18 protein-coding genes are annotated in these 23955 nt (G+C 73.8%); 11 read left to right on the top strand and 7 right to left on the bottom strand.

Annotated elements, in window-relative coordinates; translation table 11 throughout:
• Positions 1-2067, bottom strand: a complete 2067-nt coding sequence (locus tag rosag_RS21585; RefSeq protein WP_284352248.1) for an MDR family MFS transporter — start codon at positions 2065-2067, stop codon at positions 1-3.
• A gap of 89 nt (positions 2068-2156) precedes the next feature.
• Positions 2157-3407 carry a S8 family peptidase gene (locus tag rosag_RS21580; protein WP_284352247.1) on the bottom strand — a complete coding sequence of 417 codons (1251 nt, stop codon included), beginning with the start codon at positions 3405-3407 and terminating at the stop codon, positions 2157-2159.
• A 182-nt stretch (positions 3408-3589) separates the two neighbouring features.
• Between rosag_RS21580 and rosag_RS21575 the strand changes: the two genes are divergently transcribed.
• The gene (locus tag rosag_RS21575) at positions 3590-4321 is read left to right on the top strand and encodes an AfsR/SARP family transcriptional regulator (protein ID WP_284352246.1); all 732 of its coding nucleotides are present in this window, start codon (positions 3590-3592) and stop codon (positions 4319-4321) included.
• 13 nt (positions 4322-4334) lie between these two features.
• Here rosag_RS21575 and rosag_RS21570 read toward each other — a convergent pair whose 3' ends face one another.
• A complete protein-coding gene (locus rosag_RS21570) occupies positions 4335-5432 on the bottom strand; it encodes a DUF294 nucleotidyltransferase-like domain-containing protein (protein WP_284352245.1) in 1098 nt (365 codons plus the stop codon).
• Positions 5433-5770: 338 nt separating this feature from the next.
• Between rosag_RS21570 and rosag_RS21565 the strand changes: the two genes are divergently transcribed.
• Positions 5771-6832 (top strand): alpha/beta fold hydrolase, encoded by a 1062-nt coding sequence (locus tag rosag_RS21565; RefSeq protein ID WP_284352244.1) that lies wholly within the window; start codon positions 5771-5773, stop codon positions 6830-6832.
• Between the two features lie 85 nt (positions 6833-6917).
• Positions 6918-8225 carry an alpha/beta hydrolase gene (locus tag rosag_RS21560; RefSeq protein WP_284352243.1) on the top strand — a complete coding sequence of 436 codons (1308 nt, stop codon included), beginning with the start codon at positions 6918-6920 and terminating at the stop codon, positions 8223-8225.
• Here rosag_RS21560 and rosag_RS21555 read toward each other — a convergent pair.
• Together rosag_RS21555 and rosag_RS21550 are read right to left on the bottom strand one after the other, a co-directional pair.
• Positions 8161-8817 (bottom strand): hypothetical protein, encoded by a 657-nt coding sequence (locus rosag_RS21555; protein ID WP_284352242.1) that lies wholly within the window; start codon positions 8815-8817, stop codon positions 8161-8163. The genes rosag_RS21560 and rosag_RS21555 overlap by 65 nt on opposite strands.
• 3 nt (positions 8818-8820) lie before the next feature.
• The gene (locus rosag_RS21550; protein WP_284352241.1) at positions 8821-10227 is read right to left on the bottom strand and encodes a selenium-binding protein SBP56-related protein; all 1407 of its coding nucleotides are present in this window, start codon (positions 10225-10227) and stop codon (positions 8821-8823) included.
• A gap of 308 nt (positions 10228-10535) precedes the next feature.
• Here rosag_RS21550 and rosag_RS21545 point away from each other — a divergent pair, with 308 nt between their 5' ends.
• Together rosag_RS21545 and rosag_RS21540 are read left to right on the top strand one after the other, a co-directional pair.
• Positions 10536-13604: a CHAT domain-containing protein gene (locus tag rosag_RS21545; RefSeq protein ID WP_284352240.1), complete on the top strand. Its 3069-nt coding sequence runs from the start codon at positions 10536-10538 to the stop codon at positions 13602-13604.
• A 73-nt stretch (positions 13605-13677) separates the two neighbouring features.
• Entirely contained in the window at positions 13678-14571 is an 894-nt protein-coding gene (locus tag rosag_RS21540) for a hypothetical protein (protein ID WP_284352239.1), read from the top strand.
• 84 nt (positions 14572-14655) lie between these two features.
• Here the strand turns inward: rosag_RS21540 and rosag_RS21535 are convergent, their stop codons facing one another.
• Positions 14656-15813 (bottom strand): metallophosphoesterase family protein, encoded by a 1158-nt coding sequence (locus tag rosag_RS21535; RefSeq protein ID WP_284352238.1) that lies wholly within the window; start codon positions 15811-15813, stop codon positions 14656-14658.
• A gap of 211 nt (positions 15814-16024) precedes the next feature.
• On the opposite strand from rosag_RS21535, the gene rosag_RS21530 reads away from it, so the two are divergent.
• From rosag_RS21530 to rosag_RS21505, 6 genes are all read left to right on the top strand, one after another.
• Positions 16025-16807, top strand: a complete 783-nt coding sequence (locus rosag_RS21530; RefSeq protein ID WP_284352237.1) for a hypothetical protein — start codon at positions 16025-16027, stop codon at positions 16805-16807.
• 111 nt (positions 16808-16918) lie between these two features.
• Positions 16919-17893, top strand: coding sequence for a hypothetical protein (locus tag rosag_RS21525; protein ID WP_284352236.1), 975 nt, complete (start codon positions 16919-16921; stop codon positions 17891-17893).
• A 161-nt stretch (positions 17894-18054) separates the two neighbouring features.
• On the top strand, positions 18055-19335 hold the full coding sequence (locus rosag_RS21520; RefSeq protein ID WP_284352235.1) for a hypothetical protein: 1281 nt from the start codon (positions 18055-18057) through the stop codon (positions 19333-19335).
• A 29-nt stretch (positions 19336-19364) separates the two neighbouring features.
• A complete protein-coding gene (locus rosag_RS21515; RefSeq protein ID WP_284352234.1) occupies positions 19365-19736 on the top strand; it encodes a hypothetical protein in 372 nt (123 codons plus the stop codon).
• Complete coding sequence (locus tag rosag_RS21510; RefSeq protein WP_284352233.1) at positions 19736-20815, top strand: hypothetical protein; 1080 nt, start codon at positions 19736-19738, stop codon at positions 20813-20815. The genes rosag_RS21515 and rosag_RS21510 overlap by 1 nt, the downstream gene beginning before the upstream one ends.
• A gap of 172 nt (positions 20816-20987) precedes the next feature.
• Entirely contained in the window at positions 20988-22397 is a 1410-nt protein-coding gene (locus rosag_RS21505) for a hypothetical protein (protein WP_284352232.1), read from the top strand.
• 16 nt (positions 22398-22413) lie between these two features.
• On the opposite strand, the gene rosag_RS21500 is transcribed toward rosag_RS21505, so the two are convergent.
• Positions 22414-23871, bottom strand: coding sequence for an RNB domain-containing ribonuclease (locus rosag_RS21500; protein WP_284352231.1), 1458 nt, complete (start codon positions 23869-23871; stop codon positions 22414-22416).
• Positions 23872-23955 lie beyond the last annotated feature (84 nt).

The raw sequence follows: 23955 nt of genomic DNA, 5'->3' as shown, positions 1-23955 counted from the left end.
TCAGCTCCATGCCCTGCTCCGTCGGTTGATGTCAGCGGGCGCGAGGCCGCGCGCGGCCTCCACCAGCAGCGTGGCCAGGTCGGCGTTGCGCTCCGGGTGCCAGTCCGCCGCCAGCTCGGCCAGGTGCGCGTGGCGCGCCTCCTCCAGGCGCTCCAGCAGCGCGCAGCCCGCGTCGGTGACGTGGGGTGCGCTCATGCCCGGAGCCGGCGCGCCGGCGAAGGTCACCAGCCCCCGCCCGCGCAGCTCCTCCAGCGCCGCGAAGGTGCGCGCGTCGTCCACCTGCCGTCCGCGCGCGATCGCGACCGGATCCTCGGCCGGCGTGCGCGCGGCGCGCACCAGCAGCCAGGCCGCGAGCGCGCTCAGCGTGTCGCCCGCCCGCTGCACCATGCGCTCGATGTGCACCCGCTGCACGTCGCGGTCGGCGAGGCGCGCCAGCGCCGCCTGCAGCCGCGCCACGACCGCGTCCTCGTCCGACGGCCGCCCGAACGCCTCGCCCGCCTGCTCGCCCGCGTCGCCCGCGCTCGCGCCGACCGTCGTGCGCAGCGGCCGCTCCGGCAGGAGCCACGCGAGCGCGAACGCGAACGCGCACGTGACCGCCGCGACCAGGAACAGCGTGTTCAGCGATGCCACGAAGGCGCCCGCGTACGCGTCGCGCAGCGCGGGCGGCAGCGCCGCGATCGCGCTCGCGCTCAGCGCCCGCGCCCCCTCGGCCTCCGTGCCGGGCGGCAGCACGCGCGCCAGGTGCGCGTCGAGGCGGCCGGCGAACACCGCGCCCAGGATCGCGGTGCCGAGCGAGCCGCCGATGAGCCGGAAGAGCGTGGCGCCGGACGTCGCGACGCCCAGGTCGCGGTAGTCCACGGCGTTCTGCACCGCGATCACCAGCACCTGCATCACCATCCCGAGCCCCGTGCCCAGCACGAGCATCAGCAGCGACGCCGTCGTCGTGCTGCTGCCCGCGTCGAGGCGCGAGAGCAGGAAGAGCCCGAGCGTCATCACGCCCGTGCCCGCGATCGGGAAGAGGCGGTAGCTCCCCGTGCGGCTGATGACCTGCCCCGAGACGATGGACGTCGCGAGCATGCCGCCCATCATCGGCAGCATGTGCAGCCCGGACGACGTCGGGCTCTCCCCCTTCACGACCTGCAGGAAGAGCGGGAAGTACGTCACCGAGCCGAAGAGCGCGAAGCCGACGATGAGGCCCACCGTCGTCGCGACCACGAACGTCCGCTGCCCGAACAGGCGCGGCGGCAGCACGGGCTCGGGCGCCCGGCGCTCCACGGTCACGAACGCGACCAGGCCGAGCGCCGCGGCGGCGTACAGCGCGAGCATCGGCGCCGACGTCCAGCCGAGCGTCGTGCCTCCGAGGTCGGCGATGAGCGTGAGGCTGCTGAGCGCGACCGCGAGCAGCGCCGCGCCCGCGTAGTCGATCGCATGCCGCACGCGGCGCAGGCTCCCGGGCAGCACCGCGGCCAGCACGACGAGCGCCGCGACGCCGACCGGCAGGTTGACGTAGAAGATCCAGCGCCACGAGAGGTGCGTCGTGAAGTAGCCGCCGAGCAGCGGGCCCGCGATGCTCGCCAGCCCGAACACGGCGCCGAAGATCCCCTGGTAGCGCCCGCGCTCGCGCGGCGGGACGATGTCGCCGACGATCGCCTGCGTCGTGACGTTGAGCCCTCCGCCGCCGATCCCCTGCAGCGCGCGGAAGGCCACCAGCTGCAGCATGCTCTGACTCAGCCCGCAGAGCGCCGAGCCGACGAGGAAGATCACGACGGCCGACTGCAGCACGATCTTGCGGCCGTACAGGTCGCCGAGCTTGCCGTAGATGGGCGTGACGACCGTCTGCGCCAGCAGGTAGGCGGTCACCACCCACGCCAGCCGCTCCAGGCCACCGAGCTCGCTGACGATCGTCGGCAGCGCGGTGGAGACGATGGTCGAGTCGAGGGCGGCGAGCAGCATCACCAGCACGAGGCCGCTGAACGCCACCAGCACCTGGCGGTGCGCCAGCGGCGCCGGCGCGTCGGGGAGCGCGGCGGCGGCGGGCGCCGGGGTCGTCGCGAGCGGCTGGGACATGCGCGCGTCCCACGCACGACGCAGACCGTGCACGCACGCGGGGCCGGCGCCCCGGAGGACGCCGGCCCCGCGTGCGTGCCGCATCTGGTTCAGTCGATGAAGCCCATGTAGAGGAGCCGGTTCGGCGAGCCCGCGCCCGCCTCCGTGATCTTGCCCATGCTCGCGTTGCCCGACAGCAGCGCGCCGAGGATGGGCATGTAGGCCGAGCCCCCCTTCGAGAGCAGGAGCGCCGCGGCGCCGGCGACGTGCGGCGCGGCCATCGACGTGCCGCTCAGCGTGTCGCGCGCCGTCGTGCTGGCCGGGCTCGCGCCGACGATCATCTGGCCGGGGGCGAAGATGTCGACGCACGGCCCGAAGTTCGACGTCAGCCGGCGCCGGTCGAGGCTCGTGCTGGCGGCGACCGTGTAGGCCTTCGGCTCGCGGGCCGGCGACACCGTGCAGGCGTCCGCGTTGTCGTTGCCCGCCGCCACGACCACGAAGAAGCCGGCGTCGACGAGGTTCCGCACGGCCGCGTCGAGCGACGAGCTGGCGCCGCCGCCGAGGCTCATGTTGACGATGCTGTACTGCCGCACGCCGTTCGCGAGGATCCATTCGAGGCCGTTCATCACGCTCGCGCCGACGCTCGTGCCGTCGCAGCCGAGCACGCGGATCGGGTGCAGCATGACCATCTTCGCGACGCCCCAGGTCGTGCCGCCGACCGTGCTGGCGACGTGCGTCCCGTGGCCGTTGCAGTCGGTGCGCGCCGTGCGCCCGTCGAAGATGAACGTGGCGCCCGTGCCGACCCGGCTCCCGAACTCGGTGTGCGTCGCGAGGATGCCGGTGTCCATCACGTAGACGTGCACGCCGGCGCCCTGCCGCTGGTACACGTAGCGCCCGTCCATCGGCCGATCGCGCTCGTCGATGCGGTCCAGCCCCCACGTCGGGCCGAGCTGCTCCGTCGTCGTCCGGAAGGTGACCTCGGGCGACGCCGTCTCGACGTCCGGATCCTCGGCCAGCCGCTGCAGCACCGCGGCCGCGGCGTGCGCGGGCAGCTCGAGCGCGAGGCCGCCCAGGTTCGGCCAGACGTGACGCGCGCTCCCCCCATGCCGATCGGCCAGCCGCGCGGCGCGGCCCGGCACGTCGTCGAGCCCCCGCCTGAACATGACGTGGAGGGTGACGCGCTCCAGCCCCGGCGCGCCGTCGCGGTCGAGCGTCGGACGGTCGGCCGCGGCCGGCGCGGCGGAGGCGCGCGGGGCGGCGACGGCGCTGGGATCGGCGCAGCCGTTGAGGACGAGGGCAGCCGACGCGGCGGCGGCCAGGGCGAGGCGGGAGTCGGCGCGAAGGGCGGCGGTGGTACGCATGGTCGTGTCCTCGGGAGTGGGCTCGGAGCTGGCCTGCAGCGCGGTGCACGTCGGTGCTGCACTCGTGGATGAATCTCCGGCACCCCGGTTCCCGGATCGTGCGCGACGCGTCCCGCGCCCGTGCTTCGAGCGTTCCTTTTGCCGCTCTTCCGGCGTTCCCTGGCCGGTCGTACGTTCGCGCCATGCTCGAACTCCGCCTGCTCGGCACGACCGACCTGCGTGGCGTCGACCCGGCCGCCGCGGACGCGCTCCTCTCCCAGTCCAAGTGCGTGGCGCTGCTGGCCTACCTCGCGCTGGAGCGCCCGGGCACCCTGCACCGGCGCGACCGGCTGGTCGGGCTGCTCTGGCCGGAGCTGGACCAGGAGCACGCCCGGGCCGCCCTCCGCAAGGCCGTGCACGCGGTGCGGCGCACGCTGGGCCCCGACGCGCTGGCCGCGCGCGGCGACGAGGAGATCGGACTCGCGGAGGGCGCGCTCTGGTGCGACGCGCTCGCGTTCGAGGAGGCCGTCGAGCGCCACGCGTACGAGCAGGCGCTCGACCTCTATCGCCGCGACCTGCTGCCGGGCTTCTACGTCCCCGAGGCGGGCGAGTTCGAGGACTGGCTGGAGCGCACGCGCACCGCGCTGCGCGACCGCGCCGCGGCCGCCGCGTGGAGCATCGCCGCGCGCTCGGAGGAGGCGGGCCACCACACGGTCTCGACGCGCTACGCGCGACAGGCCGTCATGCTCGCGCCCACCGACGAGCGGATGCTGCGCCGCGTGATGCAGCTGCTCGACCGGCTGGGCGACCGCGCCGGCGCTGTGTACGTCTACGAGGACTTCGCGCGGCGGCTGAAGCGCGAGTACGGCGCCGAGCCGTCGGCCGAGACGCGGGCGCTGCGCGGAAGCGGGCGGCCGGCGTCCCCCGCGCGCTGAGCCCCGCCCCGCATCAGGCCAGGAAGGGGTTGTTGCGCTTGCCCAGCACCTTCTCCTTCTCCCTCAGGAACTCCGCCGCGAGCCGCATGATGTAGTGCAGGTTCGGGATCACCGCGACGAGGTCGGCGCGCTCCTGCGCCGTGAGCAGCGTGCCCTGCTGCAGCCGCGTCCGCAGGTCGCGCTCCTCCTTGGTGGTCGTCACGAGCCCGTTGATGCGGGCGATCTCCGCGTCGCGCGTCGCGGCCGCCACGTAGACGAAGTCCTTCTCCCCCTCGCGGTCGAGGTGCAGCTTGAAGCGCAGCCGCGCCATGACGTCGAGGATCGGCTTGAAGTTGTTGGCCACCGACCGGCTCATGTGGTTGCCGAGGACCAGCGCGTCGAGCTGCTGCACGGTGTTCACGTCCGGGACGCCGTAGAACCACGCGAGCCCCTTGGCGATGAACTGCGGGGGGCGGTAGAACTGGTTCTTCACGTGGAACCACTGATCCGTCTTCTGCGGCGGCGCGTACTCGCGGTCCGCCAGCAGCTTCCGGATGGTGTCGAGCCCCATCTGCTTCCCGCGCGTGATCGTCACGCGCGACGAGAAGGTGAAGCACGTCTTGTTCACGACGTTGTTCAGGTCGGTCACGAAGTCGGTGTGCAGCTGCTGGGTGCCGAAGAGGAAGCGGTTCTCCTGCAGCCCGCCCTTCACGTGCGCGTTCGCGCGCGCGTCCGGCCACTCCACGACGTCGGCCATGTTGTGCGGCGTCCGCATCAGCTCCGGCGCGGTCGGGTCGCCGGGGCAGCCGAGCGGCGACATCAGGTTGCAGAACCGGAGGCCGCTGCCATAGTCGAGCGCGAGCAGCAGGTCGCTGACCTGCTTCGACGCGTTGCGGAAGAAGGTGACGTTGGCGGCGCTGTCGTCCTCGAGGAGGAGGAAGCAGTCGAGGTCCGAGAAGGGCGAGGCCTCGTGGCGTGCGCCCGAGCCGGCGATGCAGAACGCGTAGCGACAGGGCTCGTTGCCCGCGAACGCGTCCACGAACATCTGCTGCACGATCGCCTCGACGCGCTGCGTCCACCCCCGCTGGAGCTGCGCGCCCGTGACGCCGGGCTGCAGCAGCAGGTTCGACATGCTGGCGCGGCGGTCGCGCAGGTTGGCGCGTGCGCGGCACTCGGGGCAGACCTTCGCCGCCGGCAGCCCGCCCGGCCCCGGGCAGTCGGCGCGGAACTTGGTGCCCGCGGCGAGGCAGGTGCCTCGCGCGCAGCGTGGACAGCGCGACGCAACTGGCAGTCCGGTCGGACCGGGGCAGGTGGCGACCCGCGCGAACGGAGGAGCGGCACAGGGCATGGCGACGGCGATCCACGCGGAGCGGACGGCGGCATCGGTCCAACGCCCGGCCAACATGCGAAGCGCCGTCGCGGACCGCCAGCCTCCGCCCCGCCCCTCGGCGCGTCGGCTACCTTGGGGCCATGCGACTCCTCTCCGGCCTCCTGCTGTCCCTCGTCGCCCTGACGCCCGCCGCCGCGCAGCGCACTGAGGGCGACCACGTCATCCGCGACTTCCGCTTCGCCAGCGGCGAGACGCTCCCCGAGCTCCGCATCCACTACACGACGCTCGGCCGCCCGCGGCGCGGCGCCGACGGCGTCGTGCGCAACGCGGTGCTCCTGCTGCATGGCACGACCGGCACGGGCACGGGACTCGTGGCGCCGATGTCGCCGCTGTTCGCGCCGGGCGCGCCGCTCGACACCACGGCGCACTACGTCGTGCTGCCCGACGGCATCGGCCACGGCCGGTCGAGCAAGCCGAGCGACGGGCTGCGCATGCGGTTCCCGAAGTACACGTACGACGACATGGTGGACGCGCAGCGCCGCCTGCTGGTCGACGGCCTTGGCGTCGGGCACCTGCGACTCGTGATGGGGACGTCGATGGGGTGCATGCACGCGTGGGTGTGGGGCACGCGGCACGCGGGCTTCGCCGACGCGCTCGTGCCGCTGGCGTGCGCGCCCGCGCCCATCGCGGGGCGCAACCGCATGATCCGGAGGCTGATCGTCGACGACATCACGAGCGACCCGGAGTGGCGGGCCGGCGACTACGCGCAGCCGCCCGTGCGCGGGCTGCGCGCGGCGATGGGCGTGCTGTTCGTGATGACGTCCGCGCCGCTCGTGCAGCACCGCCAGGCGCCCACGCGTGCGCAGGCCGACTCGGCGATCCTCGTCTATCTCGACCGGCAGGCGCGCGCGCAGGACGCGAACGACGTGATCTACGCGTTCGAGGCGTCGCGCGACTACGACCCGTCGCCGCTCCTCGCGAAGGTCACCGTGCCGGTGCTCGCCATCAACTCGGCCGACGACTTCGTGAACCCGCCGGAGCTGGGGCTGATGGAGCGCCTGATGCCGGCCGTGCCGCGCGGCGAGTACGTGCTGATCCCGACCAGCGAGCGCACGCGCGGCCACGGCACGCACTCGCAGCCGGCGGTGTGGGGCGAGCGGCTGGCGGCCTTCCTGCGCGCGCTGCCGCCGATCACGCGCTGAGCACGCAGCGAGCGCCACGCGCGGGGCCGCTTGCGCCTCGTGGGGGCCGCCTGCAAGCTGGGGCGTCCGGGCACCCGCGTCGCGCGTGCCCACCACCCGCTGCGACCCGATGGCGACGACACCGACCGACGGCGTGGTCTACGCCTGCGGCGCGTACGAGCTGGACACGCGCCTGCATGAGCTGCGGCGCGGCAGCGAGCCGCAGCACGTCGAGCCACAGGTGTTCGACGTGCTCGCGCACCTGTTCGCGCGGCGCGACCGCGTGGTGCCCAAGGAGGAGCTGCTCGACGCGGTCTGGGGCCACCGCTACGTCGCCCCGACAACGCTCAACAGCCGCATCAAGGCGGCGCGCCAGGCGCTCGGCGACGACGGCACAGCACAGCGCGTGATCCGCACCGTGCACGGGCTCGGGTTCCGCGTCGTCGCCGACGTCGTCGAGCGGACGGCCGCGGCGACGGGCGGTCCGGCGACGCTGGAGCAGCACATCCGCTTCGCCACCGCCACGGACGGCGTGCGCATCGCCCACGCGACGAGCGGCACGGGCCCGCCGCTGGTGAAGCCCGCGAACTGGCTGACGCACCTCGAGCACGACTGGGAGAGCCCGGTGTGGCAGCACTGGCTGCGCGAGCTGTCGCGCGACCACACGCTGGTGCGCTACGACGAGCGTGGATGCGGGCTCTCCGACCGCGACGTCGCCGACCTGTCGTTCGACGCGTGGGTGCACGACCTCGAGACGGTCGTCGACGCGCTGGGGCTGGAGCGCTTCCCGCTGCTCGCGCTCTCGCAGGGGTGCGCGGTGGCCATCGCGTACGCGGCGCGTCACCCGGAGCGGGTGTCGCGGCTCGTGCTCTACGGCGGCTACGTGCAGGGCGCCCTCACGCGCGCGCGCACGGCCGAGGAGCGCGAGGAGGCGGAGCTGGTGATGCGCCAGATGCCGCTCGGCTGGGGCCGCGACAACCCGGCGTTCCGCCTCTTCTTCGCGGCGCGCTTCCTCCCCGAGGGCACGCCCGAGCAGCTGCGGTGGTTCAGCGACCTCCAGCGCATCACGACCACGCCCGAGATCGCGGTGCGCCTGCGGTCGACGGCGTCGACGATCGACGTGTCCGAGCTGGCGCCCCTCGTGCGGGCGCCGACGCTCGTGCTGCACGCGACCGGCGACGCCGTCATCCCGTTCGACCAGGGGCGTCTGCTCGCGGCGCTCGTGCCGGGTGCGCGGTTCATCTCGCTGGAGAGCCGCAACCACGTGCTGCTGGAGACCGAGCCCGCGTGGGCGCGCTTCACCGACGAGGTGCGCCGCTTCCTGGCCGCCGACGACGATCGCGCGGCCGTCACATCGCGATCGCCGCGACCGCCGCGACGATCAGCGCCGCCGACCAGATCGCGTTCAGGTTGATCCACGCGCGCCGCAGGATGCGCAGCCCCACCTTCTCGTAGACGACGACCGCGAGGACGAGCGTCGCCGCGAGATAGCCGAGCGTGTGGACCAGCGGCGCCGTGACGCCGATCGCGCCCGCGCTGCCCGCGCCCGCCGCGAGGACGGGCGCGGTGTGGTGATGATGCATCCCGCCCGGCGCCGGCGCCGCGGCGCCGAGCACGAACGGGAGCACCATCAGCCCGGCGCCGTGCGCGGACGCCATCAGGAACGACCAGGTCGCGAGCTCGCGCGCGTTCACGCGCATGCCGCCCAGCCGCACGTGCCGGTGGCGCACGAGCCCATCGACGCCGACCGCGAGCAGCGCCGCCGCGACGACCCACCGCAGCCCGCGCAGCGGCAGCACCTGCCTGAGCGAGACCGCGAGCAGCACGGCGACCGCGATCGCCAGCGCGTGGCCGACGGCGAGCGGACCGAGCGCGCGCCACACCGCGCGCCGGTCCCTCGTCTGCAGCCCGCGCCCCACGGCGAAGAGCCAGCCCATCGCCGGGTTCACCCCGTGCGCCGCGCCCAGGAGCAGCAGCGACAGCCACGGCAGCTGCGTGTCCGTCATCGTCTACTCCGCGTAGCAGAACGAGTCCGAGGACGCGTCGCCCCCCTGCAGGCGGACCTGGTGCGGCCGCAATCCGTCCTCGAACTCGACGAGGAAGTCGCGGTCGAACGCGATGCCGCCGTTTGGATCGGCGTCGATCTTCGCCATCCAGCCACGGATGCCGTCGGGATAGAACTGCGCGTCCCACGGCGAGTAGAGCCCGTTCGTCAGGTACACGCGGCGTCCGTCGCGGCTCACCTCGACCATCTGCGGCCCGCCGTTGAGCGCGCGCCCGTCGGCCCGCGGATGCGGCGTGCGGTTGACGATGCCGCCGATGCGCAGCGTGCCGGTGAGCCGCGGCTCGGTGGGATCGCTGACGTCGTACTGCCGCAGCTCACCGGTGCCCCAGCAGCTCACGTAGAGGAAGCGGTCGTCGAGCGAGAGGTTGATGTCGGTGACGAGCGGCGGCACCGCCTTGAACCCCTGCAGCAGCGGCGGCAGGTCCGCGGGATCCGCCGGCTCGGCCGGGATCGTGATCACCTTGCGCACGTCCCAGCGGCCGGTGACCTCGTCGCGGAACCACATCCAGATGGAGCTGGAGAGGTCCGCGAGGCTCATGACCACGCCGACGAAGCCGTAGGCGCGCCGCGGATCGTGCGCCGGCCGCAGCTCCAGCACCATCTGCTGCTCGGCGCCCAGCTCCAGCTTCTGCAGGTGCGTGCGGTGCTTGAGGTCCCACACGTGCAGCGCGTTGCCGTACTTCCCGGCGAGCAGCAGCTCGGGGTTCACGCCGTCCTTCACCATGTTGGGCGTGCCCCACTCGCTGGTGATCATGACGTCGTGCCCGAGGTGCCACCAGAAGTCGTACGACAGGTACTGCGGCCCGCGCTCGCGCTCCCAGCGCCCCTTCACCTCGAACGTCTCGTGGTCGAGCACGAAGATGCCGCCCGGGCCGTCGCCGTCGGGCGCGCCGAGCGCGTTCATGTAGATGCCGTCGGGCCCGCAGTGCACGGTGTGCGGCGCGGCGTAGCCCGTCTTCCGCATCACCTCCTCGCCCTCGATCACCTTCACGAGCCGCGGCGCGCGCGGGTCGGGCGCGGTGTCGACGACGTGGATGCGCGAGCTGTTGGTGCCCGGCAGCACGAGGTAGCGCCGCTCGACGTGCGGGTTGGGCGCGAAGGCGCACAGGTGCGAGCTGCACGCGTTCCAGCCGAAGTGGTGCAGCTCGTTGCCGCCGTGCGGCAGGTCGAGCCGCCCGACGAGCCGGCCGTACTCGGGCGACGCCGGATCCGCGTCGACGACGCCGAGCGCGTCCTTCTTCCCGTTGGTGCCCTGCGTCAGCAGCGCGACGTAGGCCAGCGACTCCGCCGGCGCCTCGGCGGCCATGCCGGGGGACGGGTAGAACGTGGGATCCGGGAGCAGTCGAGCCATGATCGCCTCCATCGCGCGGTCCGGTGTGGCGACGGGCGCGGTCGCGCCGCGTCGCATGGGCCACACGGTGCGCGTGAGGCGCGCGCGATGCTTGGAGACGGCGCGGAGACGATGTGGAGGTTCGGTGGAGACGCGGGCGCCCTCCCGGCGTGGCCGGCTTGCCGACCCTCCGCGTGGCGGTTAGAACAGCGATCCGCCCTGCCCGCCTCCGCTCGCCCGCCCAGGCGTCCCTCCACCGCTCTCCCGTGTCCCCGACCGTCGGGCACACTCCAGCAGGCCCGCGACCGCTCGGACGATGGCACGGCATCGTGCGCCGGATCGCGCCGCTGGCCGCCGTCGTCGTGCTGGCGTCGGCATGCGGCGTCCCGGCCGACGCGTCCGCCCGCGCGTACCCGCTCTCGACGCAGGCGTCACGTCTCCTCGCCAGCGACCGCCCGTTCGCGGCACGCCTGGCGGGGTCCGCCGCGTGGGTGCCGTGCCGCGTGGTCGACTCGTCGGTGCCTCGACTGGGCATCGCGTGCGCGAACGTGCGCCGGCACGCGACGGTGGCCGACGTCGCGGCGCTGGCCGGCCGCATCCGGGCAGCACGGTCGCCCTCCGACGCGGACGTGGCGTACGCCGACGTGGCGTACGCCGGCGCGATCGTCGACCTCGCGTTCGCGGCGGAGCGACCGGAGCTGCTGGACCGCGTGATCGATCAGCTGACCGACGTGATCACGCAGGACGCCCGCCACGCGGCGCCGCTGAACGACCGGGCGGTCGCGTACCTCGCGCGTGCCGGCGCGCACGGCGACGCGGTCGACGTCTTCGCCGCGCTCGACGACGTCGAGCGCGCCGCACGGCTCGATACCACGTCGGCCGTGATCGCATTCAATCGCGCGCTGGTCCTGCAGCGCGTCGGGCTGTACGGCGAGGCGGCGGCGACCTGGCACGCGTTCCTCGCGACCGATCCACCCGTCGACTGGGCGCGCGAGGCGCGCGGCCACCTCGACGCGCTGCAGGACCGCCCGCGCGCGTCGCGCGACGTCGCGCGCTCGGACCCGCAGGGCGCGCGCGAGCTCGTGCTCGACTCACTGCTCCCGTCATGGGGCAGCGCCACGCTCGCGCGCGACAGCACGCGGACGGCGCGCACGCTGGACGCGGCGATGGGGATCGGCGAGGCACTGGCCGCCGGCACGGGCGACTCGTCGGTCGTGCACCTGGCACGCGAGTGCGTGCGGACGGGCGAGGCGGCACGCACGCTGGCGGCCGCCGTCGCGGACCTCGCCCGCGGTGCCGACGCGTTCCGCGCGGCGGCGTACGGCCGGGCGTCCCCCGCGCTCGAGACGGCGGCTCGGCGCGCGCGAGCCGCGGACGCGCCGTCGCTCACCGGCTGGGCCGACGTCCTCCTCGCGGCCGTCGAGCTCTATCGCGGCGACTACGCGGCCGCGGAGGCGCGCTATGCACGGGTGGAGCGCACCGCGCGCGCACGGGGCGAGCTGGCGCTCACGGCGCGCGCGCTCTGGGGACAGGCCCTCTCGCTCGCGCGGCGCGGACGGAGCGGCGAGGCGGCCGAACGCTACGCGGCGGCGGACGCGATCTTCTGGCGCATCGGCGAGCTGTCGAACCACGGCGCGATGCAGTCGCAGCTCGGCGACGTCCTCTTTCTCGTCGGGCGCGACGAGGCAGCGCTGCACGCGAAGGCGCGTGCGCTCGCCGCGCTCCATGTGCGGCGCGACGCGCGCGTCCGCCATGGTCCGCTGCTCGCCCTCGGCCGGCAGCTGTCGGAGCGCGGCCTCACCGGGGCCAGCATCGCGGTGCTGCGCGAGGCGGTTCGATCCGCGGACGACACGGGGCGCCCGATGGATCGTCCGGACGCCCTCGTGCGGCTGAGCAGCGCGGAGGCCGTCGCCGGCCAGGCGGATCAGGCGCACGCGCACCTCGCGGCCGCGCGCGCGGCGCTGCCGGGCGTCGACGACGCGCTGATGCGCAGTCGGCTCGCGATGGAGGCCGCCTCGGCGGAGGCGGCGGTGCTGGCCGACCGGGCGCCCGCCGCCGCCATCGCACGGCTGCGCGAGGTCGACGACTACTACCGCCGGCAGGGGATCGTGATCGGCCGCGCGCCGGCGCTGACGCGCAGCGCGCGGCTCCGGCTGCGGCTCGCCGACACCGCGGCGGCCGAGCGTGACCTGGACACCGCGATCGTGGCCCTCGAGGCGCAGACGACCGTCGCCGGCGATCCGACGGCGGCCCGCGATCTGGCGGCGGCGCGGCGCGAGGTCTACCGCGAGCTCGTGGGCATCCGCGTCGCGCGCCACGACACGCTCGCGGCCTACCGGCTCGCCGCGCGCGCGCGCGGGTGGGGAGCGCTGTCCCAGGCGCCGGCCGCGGAGACGCCGCGCATCGAGTACACCACGCTGCGCCACGAGCTGCTCGTGTGGATCGCCGCCGGTGCGCGGCGTCGCCTGGTCCGCGTGCCCGTGGGTGCGGAGCAGCTGCGCGCGCGCATCGATCGCTTCGAGGCGCTGATCCGGCGCGACGCGGATTCCGTCGCGGTGGCCACCGAAGCGCGCGCGCTGTTCGACCTCCTGCTCGCGCCGGCGTGGCCCGACGCACGGCGCGCGGGCGCCTTGGTGCTCGTCGCGGACGGCGCGCTCGGGCGGCTGCCATTCGCCGGGCTGGTGGACGCGGCGGGTCGGCACGTCGTCGAGTCGGTCGCGCTGCGCTTCGCCTCCGTGCCCGCCGCGTCGCCGGAGCCGCGGCCGCACCACGCGGAGCGCGCACGCGCGGCCGTGATCGTCGGCGACCCGGCGTTCGAGGGCGCGCTGTTCCGCGAGCTCGAGCCGCTGCGCGAGGCCGCGCGCGAGGCGTCCGCGCTCGCCGCGGCGTTCGCACGGCCGACGGTGCTCACGGCGGACGCGGCGACGAAGACGGCCGTGACGCGTGCCCTGCGCCGTGCGACGATCTTCCACTTCGCCGGGCATGCGCGGCTCGTGGAGCGCGTGCCTGCGCTCTCGCACCTCGTGCTGGCCCGGCAGCCCGGCGGCTTCGACGCGAACGCGCTGACGGCCGCCGAGATCGCGCGGCTCGACCTCCGGCGGCTGCAGCTGGTCGTCCTCGCGTCGTGCGGCACGACGCAGGCGCGCTCGCGCCGCGACGACCACGAGGACGGGCTGGCGGATGCGTTCCTGCAGGCGGGCGCCGGCGGGGTGGTCGGCAGCCTGTGGGAGGCCGATGACGCGGGCACGGCCGTGCTGATGCGGGCCCTGCACGAGGAGCTGGCGTCCGGTGCGGACGCCGCGGAGGCGCTGCGCCGTGCGCAGGTGCGCATGCTGGGCGGCGGGGCCGGGATGCGGTCACCGCGCCTGTGGAGCGCCTTCCGGTACGAGGCGCGGTGAGGTCCGGCCGACGACGGCCGGAATTCCGCGCGGTGTGACCGTCTAGTGGTGCGAACGCTCACCAGAGGACGACATGACGATCAATGTGGTGTTCCGTGGTCCGTGCCTGTTCGTGAAGGGGCAGGAGAACGGAAAGGAGACGCTCGACTACGTGTTGCTGCCCGACGGCACTCGCGTCCGACCGCACGGCAGCTCCAAAGATGGTGAGCACCCCGACCATACGAGGGCGAAGAAGCACCATGCTGGGCTGATCGTGCGAAACGCGGACGGGACGACGGAGAAGCCCATCCCCCTGCAGAACAAACGCGTCACGGTGCGCGAGAAGGGTGCTGGTGGTCGCTGCGCTCTCGACCCGAGCTTCTCCCCGCAGCGCGTCGTGCCGCTTTCGCAGCTGACGAACGGACCCGATGCGTCACACCACCTGTCGCTCATCGACGAGGCCGGCTCTGACTTCTGGGACCGCGTCACGACGAAGGTCACGTTCGACGGCGGAGAGATGGGCGTGCACAAGAACTCGCGACTCGTCTTCGACTTTCCTCCGGATCACAATCCGAACGCCCCTGGCTCGCGCAGGATCCCGCTACTCGCTATCTGGTCACCGAAGGCCAGCCATGATGCCGAGATAGTCATCGGGCCCGGAAAGGGCCCCGGCGTGTCGCGGGTCATCCCACTCGGTGACGGTCAGCGCGCTTGGATCTATAACTACGATCATCCCGAGCCAGACCCGGAGCGGATGGAGTGCGAGGAGGACGCGTGCGCGAAGCACCCCAACGGCGCGCGACTCGAGGACTACGACTTCAAGTGGCTCTTCCAAGTGCTCGAGCCGCCGAAGGGGGATTGGCCGGAATGGTTGAAGAAGGGCCCCCTTCCGGCCCCTCGTTCGAGCTGTCCCGGACTGAAGCCGCAGGACGAGCCCCACATTCTGTCCCCCGACGTCGCGTCCTGCTTCTTCGGCAGCTGGCCGTGATCGCTCTCGGACACGACGCCCGCCGCGCGAATGTCGCGCGGCGGGCGTCGTGCGTTGCGCCTCGCTCGTGACGGCGCGCCGCGATCATCGCCCGCACGGCGTCGTCGACGAGTCGTCGCGCGTCAGCCACACGCGCGCGCGCTCCGTGGCGTTGCCATCGCGATCGACGGTGAGCACCGTCAGCCGCGCCGAGCCGTCCGCGCGCACGTCGAGCCGCATGAAGCCCGGTGCGCGGATCGCGGCGAGGCTCTCGTCGAGGCACTTCACCTGCGACTGGTTGCCGTAGATGCCGGCCCCGCTCACGGCGAGGTAGCGCGCCGCCGGCGCCGAGCCGCCGGTGCCGCGCAGCACCTGGAGCGTGTGGTCGTGGCCCGCGGCGTACAGGAGCGCCGGGCGATCGCGCAGCGCCGCGGTGATCGCCTGACGCATGCGCGCGTTGGCGCGGCTGGGCGTGTCCTGCCAGTTGCCGCCGCTGAACAGACGCTTGATCGAGCAGAGCGACAGCCACCGCGTGCAGTGCCCGCCGTGCTCGCCCCCGGTGAGGAGGGGATGGTGGGCGACGACGACGACATGACGGTCCCCGGCCGTCGCCGTCGCCGCGCGCAGCGCGTCCACCGACGACGCCGAGTCGTGCGGCACGCCCGATTCGGTGCAGGCGCCCGCGCCGCCACCCGGCTGCAGCCACCATTCGGAATCGAGCGCGACCAGCCGCAGCCGCGGCCCGACGTCGTGGACTTCCGGACCCGGACACGATGCCGGCGGCGACAGCGTCGCCGCGCCGGAGCCGTCGAGCCGGCGCAGCACGTCGCGCTGCGCGCGCACGCGGTCCGCGCCGCGCGGGTCCCGACGCCTCCCGTGGTCGTTCCAGTCATGGTTGCCCGGCACGAAGATGCGGCGCACCACCGGCGGGATGCCGTCCTCCGCGGTGAGCTGGCGGCGCAGGATCGACTCGGCACGCGCATGCCCGGGCGATCCTTCCTCGGGCGGCACGCCGTCGTCGTAGACGTTGTCGCCGAGGAAGACGACGGTGGTGCGGTCGGCGCGCTCGCTCGCCGCGCGCGCCAGCGCCCGCAGCACGGGCTCCGCGCCGGCACGGGCATGGCGTCCCGGATCGCCGGCATCGCCGATGAGCAGCACGGTCGTCTGCACGTCGCCGAGCGGCTCCGCTCCGAGCGCGGGCGGGATCCGGGGACGACACGATGCGCCCACCGTGATGCACGCGAGGGCGAGCGCGTGCTGCACGGCGCGTCGGACGGTCGATCGGGCGATCGGGCGCACGGATGGGGACTCGGACCGGGGGAGCCTGGTGCCGGCGGGCGTGACGCGCGCCGCAGGCGCAGTAGACACCGAGGTGGCCGCGATGTCCAGCGGCAGCCGCACGGTTCGCCTCTGGCCAAGTGCCCGCGCCCGGCGCTACGTTGGCCGCCCCGCCGTCCGTTTCCCCCAAGGGCGCATGTCACGACCCACGACCGGCACCGCCTCCGAGACGGAGCGGGTCTTTCTCGCCTGCCTCCCGCTGGTCGAGCGGCTCATCGCGATCCAGGCCCGCCGTCACGCGCTGGGCGGCGCGGACGCCGAGGACTTCGCGGCGTGGGCGAAGGGGCGCCTGATCGAGGGGGACTACGCCATCATCCGGAAGTTCGGCGGGCGGAGCACGATCGCGACGTACCTGGCGGTCGTCCTCGCGAACCTCGTCCGCGACTACAAGAACAGCGTCTGGGGACGCTGGCGACCGTCGGCCGCGGCGAAGCGCCTGGGACCGATCGCCGTGCGCCTGGAGCAGCTGCTCTACCGCGACGGCTACACGCTGCGCGAAGCCATCCAGCTGCTCCACACGGCCGCCACGACGCAGAGCGAGGTCGAGCTGGCGCGGCTGGCGGCGCGGCTGCCGCCACGGCCCGCCACGCGCGAGATTAGCCTGGAGTCGCTCGGCGAGGCGGGCGGAACGTTGGCCTCGCCGGACGACGCGACGACGGCGCTGGACGCCGACCGGCTCGAGGCGGCAGCGTGCGTGGTCCGCGAGGTCGTCGCGGCGCTGCCACCGGAGGACGGCCTCATCCTGCGCCTGCACTTCTGGGACGGCGTCCGCGTGGCGGACATCGCCCGCGCGCTGCGTCTCGAGCAGATGCCGCTCTATCGCCGGATCGAGGGTCTGGAGCGCCGGCTCCGTACGGCGCTGGAAGCGCGCGGCATCGACCGCGCATTCGTCGCCGAGCTCCTGAGCGGGGGCGAGTGACCGGGCCGGCGCCATCGCGGGTGCGAGTTTTTCACGCTGCGGCCGTCAATACGCTGGGTGTGCGTCGCCCCTCCGGCGCCGCGCGCCGCACGTCCTGTCCGGTGGCCCCCTTTGAGTAACGACCGCATCGCGCCGGAGACCATCGCCGCCCTGCTGGACGGCACCCTGAGCGCCGAGGAGCGCGCGCGCGTGCTGGCGGCGCTCGCGCGCGGCGACGAGTCGTACGAGGATCTCCTCGAGGCGAGCGCCCTCGTACGCGCGCTGGAGGACGAGGGCGGCCGCGGTGAGCCTGGGGAGCCCCTGCCCCACCCGCGACCGGGCGTGGGCTCCGGGGCGGGACCCGCGGCGCGCCGCTGGCGCCGCGGCCTCCTCACCGCCGTGCCCCTGCTGGCGGCCGCCGGGATCGCGGCCATCGTGCTGCCCGCCCGGTTCGGCCGGACCGGCGCGCCCGACATCGCGCAGGTGGTGGGCGACGCCACGGTGCCGGGCCAGACGGGCGACATGGCGTCGCGCTTCGGCACGGGCTGGGAGCAGCCCGGATGGTCCGTGGTGCGCGGGGCCGACGACCCGCTCTCGCGCGACGGCGGCGCATTCCGGCTCGGCGGACGGTTCGCGCAGCTGGACCTCTCGCTGCGCGCACGCGACGCGGCGGCGGTGCGCGCGGCGGCCGCCGCGCTCGGCCGGCTCGCCGCACGGGTCGATGGCGGGGCGCCGGTGGCGGCGCAGGTGGAGGCGCTGGCGACGTCGCCCATCGCGGAGGCGGACGCGTCCCTCCCCGCGGTCGCGTCCGCGCTCCGCGACCTCGCCGCGTCGCCGGCGTGGTTCGACCTCGGCGCCTGGAGCGAGGCCGCGCGGCTGGCGGCGCGCGCGGGACGGGCGGAGTTCTTCGCCCCGGCGCGGCCACCGATGCAGGCGCTGACGCGCATCCTCACGGCGCTGGACCGCGCGCCCGACGACGAGCGGCGTGCGGGCGCCGCGGCGGTCGCGCGCTTCCGCGCGCTGCGCAATCGCGCCGTGGGGGCGCCGGCCGATCTTGCGACGCTGCGCGCACTCCTCGACTCGGCGATCGCGGCGGTCGATCGGTAGACCCGCCGGCCGACGGCGCGTCGCGCCAGCGCGCCGACGCGCGTCATGCCTCCCGGCATCTCCGGTCGAAAGCGCACCTCGCTCCGGAAACCGGGACCGCGTGTCCGTCTAGCGGAACGTGAACCGCGAATCTCGGCGACCGGCACGGGGAGGATAGCCAGGTGGGCCTTCAGACGCTCGACGTCGTGATCGGGCTCGTCTTCATGTACGTGCTGCTCAGTCTCGCGTGCACGACGCTGAACGAGCTGGTCGCGCAGTGGATGAACAGCCGCGCCGACACGTTGGAGGAGGGGCTCCACAAGCTGTTCACCGGCCGATCCCTGACGCGCGCCTGGACGTGGCGCCGGCAGGCGGTCCCGCAGGCGCCGACCGACGCGAAGGAGGAGGAGAGGGACGCGGAGAATGCGAAGCTGCTGCTCGACAAGTTCTGGGAGCACCCCATCATCCGTGCGCTGCGCCAGAAGCGGCGGCGCCCGTTCGCGCTGCTGGGCACCGAGGACGCGGCGTCCTACATCCCGGTGACGGCCTTCTCGACGGCGTTCTTCCACGTCGTCGCGCCGACGGCCACCACTTGCCGCGAGCTCGTGGCACTGCTGGACGGCCTCCCTCCACAGATCGCGGAGCCGCTGCGGGCGTTCGCCAACGAGGGCGGTGAGCTGGCCGACGTCCAGCGACGCGTCCAGCGCTGGTACCAGGACGTCATGGAGCGCGTCTCGGGGCTCTACAAGCGCAAGACGCAGCTCCGGATCCTCGTGCTCTCGGCGCTCCTCACCGTGCTCGCCCACGCGGATACGCTGCGCATCGCACGCGCGCTCGCCGAGAGCGCCGCACTGCGCGCCGTCGTCGTGGCGCAGGCCGAGTCCCTCGCGTCCATGTCGCCGGCCGCGCTTGGGATCGACACGTCGACCGTGGCGCGCGCCGACACCGCGGGCTCCGCCGGCGGTGGCGTCACCGGCCGACCCAATGCCGCCGGCCGCCCGGAAGAGCCGCCGCTGCCCGCCCCGGTGACCGGCGCCGCGGCCAAGAAGCCCGAACGGCCCACCACGCCGGCGGCGACCGAGCCGGCGGCAGGGATCTCGCCCGACGGCGCCATCTCGCTGGCAGCGACGCGCCGTCTGCAGATGATCCGTCGGACGCTCGACTCGCTGAACATGCTCGGCGTTCCGCTCGGCTGGCCGCCGCTGCCGCGCGCGGTGCGCGCACGGATCGATGCCGACACGAGCTGGAAGCCGCGCGCGCTCCTCGTCGCCACCTACCGTGCCGGCGACGTTCTCCTTTCCCTCCCGGGCCTCGCGCTGACCACGCTCGCCGTGTCGCTGGGTGCGCCCTTCTGGTTCGACATGCTGAACAAGGTGATCAACATCCGAGCGGCGGGACGCGCGCCCGAGGAGCACCCCAAGTCGCCGGCGGGCGCGCCGCCGGCGCGCGGCACGACAGCGTAGCGCGCACCCTCATTCACGGAGCTCAGATCATGCAGAAGTCCCAGGTCGCGATCGATGCGCTGAGAGGGCCCGTCGTCGTCGACATGCGCGTGCTCACCCCGCTGTTCGCGGAGGTGACCATCTACTACCACCTGCCGGGCGAGGTGAAGTGGACGCGCGCCGCGCACTTCGACATCTCCGAGGTCGACGACGGCCAGGTCTCGACGACCGTGCCCGCGCTGGCGACCGGCAGCGAGATGCTCCTGCGCGTCGTGCTGTGGGGCGGCAACCACAGCTTCATCATCCGCACCGCCCTGCGACAGCAGCAGCAGGACTGCCACGGGAGTCCGCTCGCCGAAGTGAAGAGCGAGACGGGCGCCGACAAGGGAGAGGTCGTGGACATCCAGGTGGAGGTCGTCTGATGCCGACCGCGATCACCTCCACCGTGCGACGCATCCACCGCTCCGCCGCGCTCGCGACGTATGCCGCCGTGCTGCTCGTCGGGGCCGTGCGCTCGGCCGACGCGCAGGCGACGACGCGAATCCCCGAGATTCCGGCGTTCGTGCTGCTTGGCGTCGCACCGTCGGACATCGCGCGTCCGACCACTGCCCGCGAGCTGGCCGTCGGCCTGAGCAACGTCGTCGACTCGACAGGGCAGGCACGCCAGGGCGTGGGCATCAACTTCCAGCCCTGGTTCGTGTTCGGTGCGCCCGTGACGCGCCGGCGATATCGAGAGAGCGCCGCGTGGTACAGCCTCGCCAACCTCGACGTCTCGTTCGGCAGCGCGCGCTCCGCCGGCTCGGACACGACGTCCACCGACGTGGCGCTCGGCGCCAAGACGGTGTTCTTCGATCGCAGCGATCCGCTGGCCAGCGCCGTCGTGGCGCGGGAGGTGGGCAGAGTCGCGCGCGCGCTCTGTCCCGACACCGCCTTCACGGATCCGACGACCAACCTGTCGGATGCGGCGAAGCGCCTGAAGTGTCTCGTCACGAAGACGGACTCCGTCTACGATGCCGCGGCTCGACGGGGCGACCTTCGAGGTGCCGCGCTGTCGGGTGCGATCGCCATCGGTGGACGTCTTCCCGAGTCACGCCTCGACGGCCTGCGCTACACGGGGATGTCGACCTGGCTGACCGGATCGTTCCCGATCTCGCGCGTGGGCCAGTTCCTCCTCCAGACGCGCTTCGACCGGCGCGAGACGGCGGACTCCACGACCAACGTCTTCAGCTCGGGCGCACGCGCGACCCTCGGCGGACGCAAGGCCAACTCGTTCGTCGAGATGCTCGGCCAGTGGTCCGATCGCGGAAGCGACCGGTCGACGGCGAAGTGGTCGGCCGGAGTCGAGGTCCACACCGCACAGGATCTCTGGCTCGCGGTCGGCTTCGGCAGCACGTTCGCGACCCAGCTCCGCAAGGATCCCATGCGGCTGATCGCGAACGTCCGCTGGGCGCTCGCGTCGGGTCCGCGGTTGGGCGCCGATGATCTGCGGGCAATGCCCTGACCCCTCGCGCCAGCGCGACCCGAGCCGCGTCCGGTCCGTCGCCTGACGCCTCGCTCGCCGGCTACGGCATGCTGCGCGGCAGCCGCTCCCCCGCACGCGACCCGAGATGCCTACGACAGTCGATCCGGATTCGGCAGCCCGGTTGACGCCTCCAGCGCCCGGCGCGCCCGTCATGCACGGTCGCGACGCGATCATCTTCGTTCCAGGGCTGTTCGTGGAGGGAGGCGTGCAGTCCGCCGACGTCGCCGCGCGCCGCATCGCGCGTGCGTTCGACGAGAATGCGGCGACCCACGACGCCCAGTTCCTCGTGCTCGAAGGGAAGGACGAGAGCCTCGCGGACGACTACCGGACGCGGAAGGCGACGGTGGTGCGTCTCGACGTCGATGGCGTCGAGCTGCCCATCGTGGACGTGTTCGACTTCCGATACCACGACACCCTGCTCGGCGCCTACCAGAACCGCACACCGGCCCGACAGGCGCTGTCGATCACGGGCACCCTGCTCGCGCTCTTCGGACGGGTGATGACGAGCATCCGGAAGCCCAGCAAGACGGCCGCCGAGAAGTGGCAGGTCGCCTACGGCGTGCTCGTGATGCTCGGCCTGGTGGCCTACGTGGGGGTGTTGCTGGCGACCGCGATCGCGACGCTGCCGGCGGTCGTGCCCGGATCGTCGAACCGCCAGGTCGCGGTCGCCTCCCCGCCGACGACGACCGCGTCGCCGGTGACCACGCGCACTCCGCAGACGCGCGCACCGGCGCCAGTCGGCGGCCGACGGCCTGGACGGCCGTGGATCGAGCGCGCTCGCGACACGGGGCGTTCCGTGTGGGCCGGCGCGACCGGTACGGCCCGCGCGGGATGGACGGCGCTACGGTCGCCCGCCCTGCTGGGCCGCCTTCAGGGGCTGCTCGTCATCCTGACGGCGATCGGGCTGCTGCGCACCCAGAGCCTGAAGACGGTGCTCCGTGAGGTTGCCGCGGGCGCCGCAGCGGCGAGCGCGTACCTCGCGACGGGGGAACGCGCGGCCCGCGTGCGCGGTGCGTTCGGCCGCCTCCTGCAGCACGTGCTCGAGAGCAAGGTCGAGGGGCGCGCATACGAGCGCATTCACGTCGTCGCGTTCAGCTTCGGATCGGTCGTCGCGCTCGATTCGATCTTTCCCGTGGTGCGGCCCGCGCACCACCTGGGTCGAATCTCGACGCTCGTCACGATCGGCTGCCCGTTCGATTTCATTCGCACCTACTGGCCGAGGTACTTCGACGACCGGCAGGGGCTCCCGGACGCCCCCGGAAAGTGGCTGAACGTCTTCGCGGGCGCCGACGTCCTGGGATCCAACTTCCTCGACGAGCCCGCGAAGCAGGCGGTCGCGAAGCCCCGCGGGATCCGCATGACGAACGGTGCCGAGGAGCGCATTCCCGAGTCGCTCCGCTACGGCGGCGTCCGCGACCTTGCCGACCAGCCGCTGTCGGAGCGTCTCACGCTCGTCGGGTTCCGAACGCACCGTCGCGCCTACTGGGACGGCGTCGAGAGCGACTCGTGCTTCCACGACATCGTGCCCGTGCTGTATGCGGAGCACGCAGCGATGCGGTGAGAGCGGGCACCACCACTCAGCCCACGGCCTCCAGCCGCACGTGCCCGCCCTCGACGTCCACGGCCGCCAGCCGTACGTCCAGCGCCTCGCCGAGCGCGGGCACCGCGCCGTCGCCGACGGTCAGCGTGGCGCGGAGCGGCGGCTGCTCGACCTGCACCTCGACGTCGCGACCGCGCACGTCGATCGCGGTCGCGCGCAGCACCTCGCCCACGCGGTCGCGCAGCGTCCACGCCTCGGCCAGGTCCACCACCTGGCGCTCCAGCGCGCTCGTGCGGCGCTCCGCGGCGTCCATCACCGGCACGAGCGCGCGCAGCGTCGCGACCTCGGCCTCCGCCGGGCGCGCGCCGGCGGAGAGCGTGACGAGCAGGTCGAGCACGTAGCGGTCGGCCAGCCGACGCAGCGGCGCGGTGACGTGCGCGTAGACGAACGCCAGCGCGCCGTGCAGCGGCTGCGCGGGCAGCTCGCCGTCGAACGCCACGTAGTCCGCGCCGCGCATCACGCGCCGCGCCTGCCGCACCAGCACCTCGATGCGCGGATGGTGCGGCTGCAGGCCGTGCATGAAGTCCGCGTACGAGCGCCCCGCCGGCCACGCGAAGCCGAGGGTGCGCGCGATCCGCCGGAACTTGGCGACGTCCTGCTCGCCGAAGGGCGGCATCGTGCGCAGCAGCCCGACGCGCGCGTCCATCATCCGCAGCGCGGCGACGTGGCCGGTGAGCAGCGAGACCTGCGCGTTCCACGCCTCCGCCGCGTTGGGCGCCTCGTAGGCGAGCTCGTAGCCGAGCGTGGTGGCGGCGCTGCGCTGCACGTGCTGATCGCGTACCGGCAGCGACACGCCACCGCGCTCCGCCTCGCGCTCCAGCCGCTTCGGGCCGATCTCAGCGAGGAGGGTGAGCGTCTCCGCCCACGGCGCGCCCGCGAGCGACGAAGTGCTCCCCTGCACCGCGTGCTCCAGTAGCTGCGCGTAGGTGAGCTGCGCGCGGCTCCGGACGAGCGCGCGCTCCACCGTCCACGACGTCACCTCCGCGCGCGCGTCGAGCGTCAGGTCGAACAGGACAGCCGGTCGCGTGCCCTCGGGCAGCAGGCTCGCGGCGCCCTGTGACAGCACCTCCGGGTAGAGTGGCGCGCGATGGTCGGGCGCGTAGTACGTCACGCCGCGCCGCCACGCCTCCTGCTCCACCGCGCCGCCGCGATCGATCCAGAAGCCGACGTCCGCGATCGCGTAGCGCAGGCGGTAGCCGTCGCCCGCGCGCTCCGCATGCACCGCCTGATCGAGGTCGCGGCTCCCGGGTGGATCGATGGTGACGAAGCCGACGTCGGTGCGGTCGACACGGCCGGGCCCAGCGACGGCCACGCGCTCCGCCGCCACGCGTTCGGCCTCGCGCCGCACGTCGTCCGGGAATCCGTCGCGGATCTCCAGGTCCTGGCGCACGCGCGCGAACGCGCGCTCGATCGGCTCCGGCACCCCGTCTGGCAACGCTCCCCTCCGTCGGTGAAGTCCCCCCCGCGAGCAATGTGGCCGCCGACCGCACGTCCGCCAACGGGTGTCACGCTGAAACCG

Origin of the sequence: Roseisolibacter agri (assembly GCF_030159095.1) — a bacterium.
Taxonomy (GTDB): Bacteria; Gemmatimonadota; Gemmatimonadetes; order Gemmatimonadales; family Gemmatimonadaceae; genus Roseisolibacter; species Roseisolibacter agri.
Note: the sequence above shows the minus strand (reverse complement) of the source record. Positions and strands in the feature narration are given on the sequence as shown.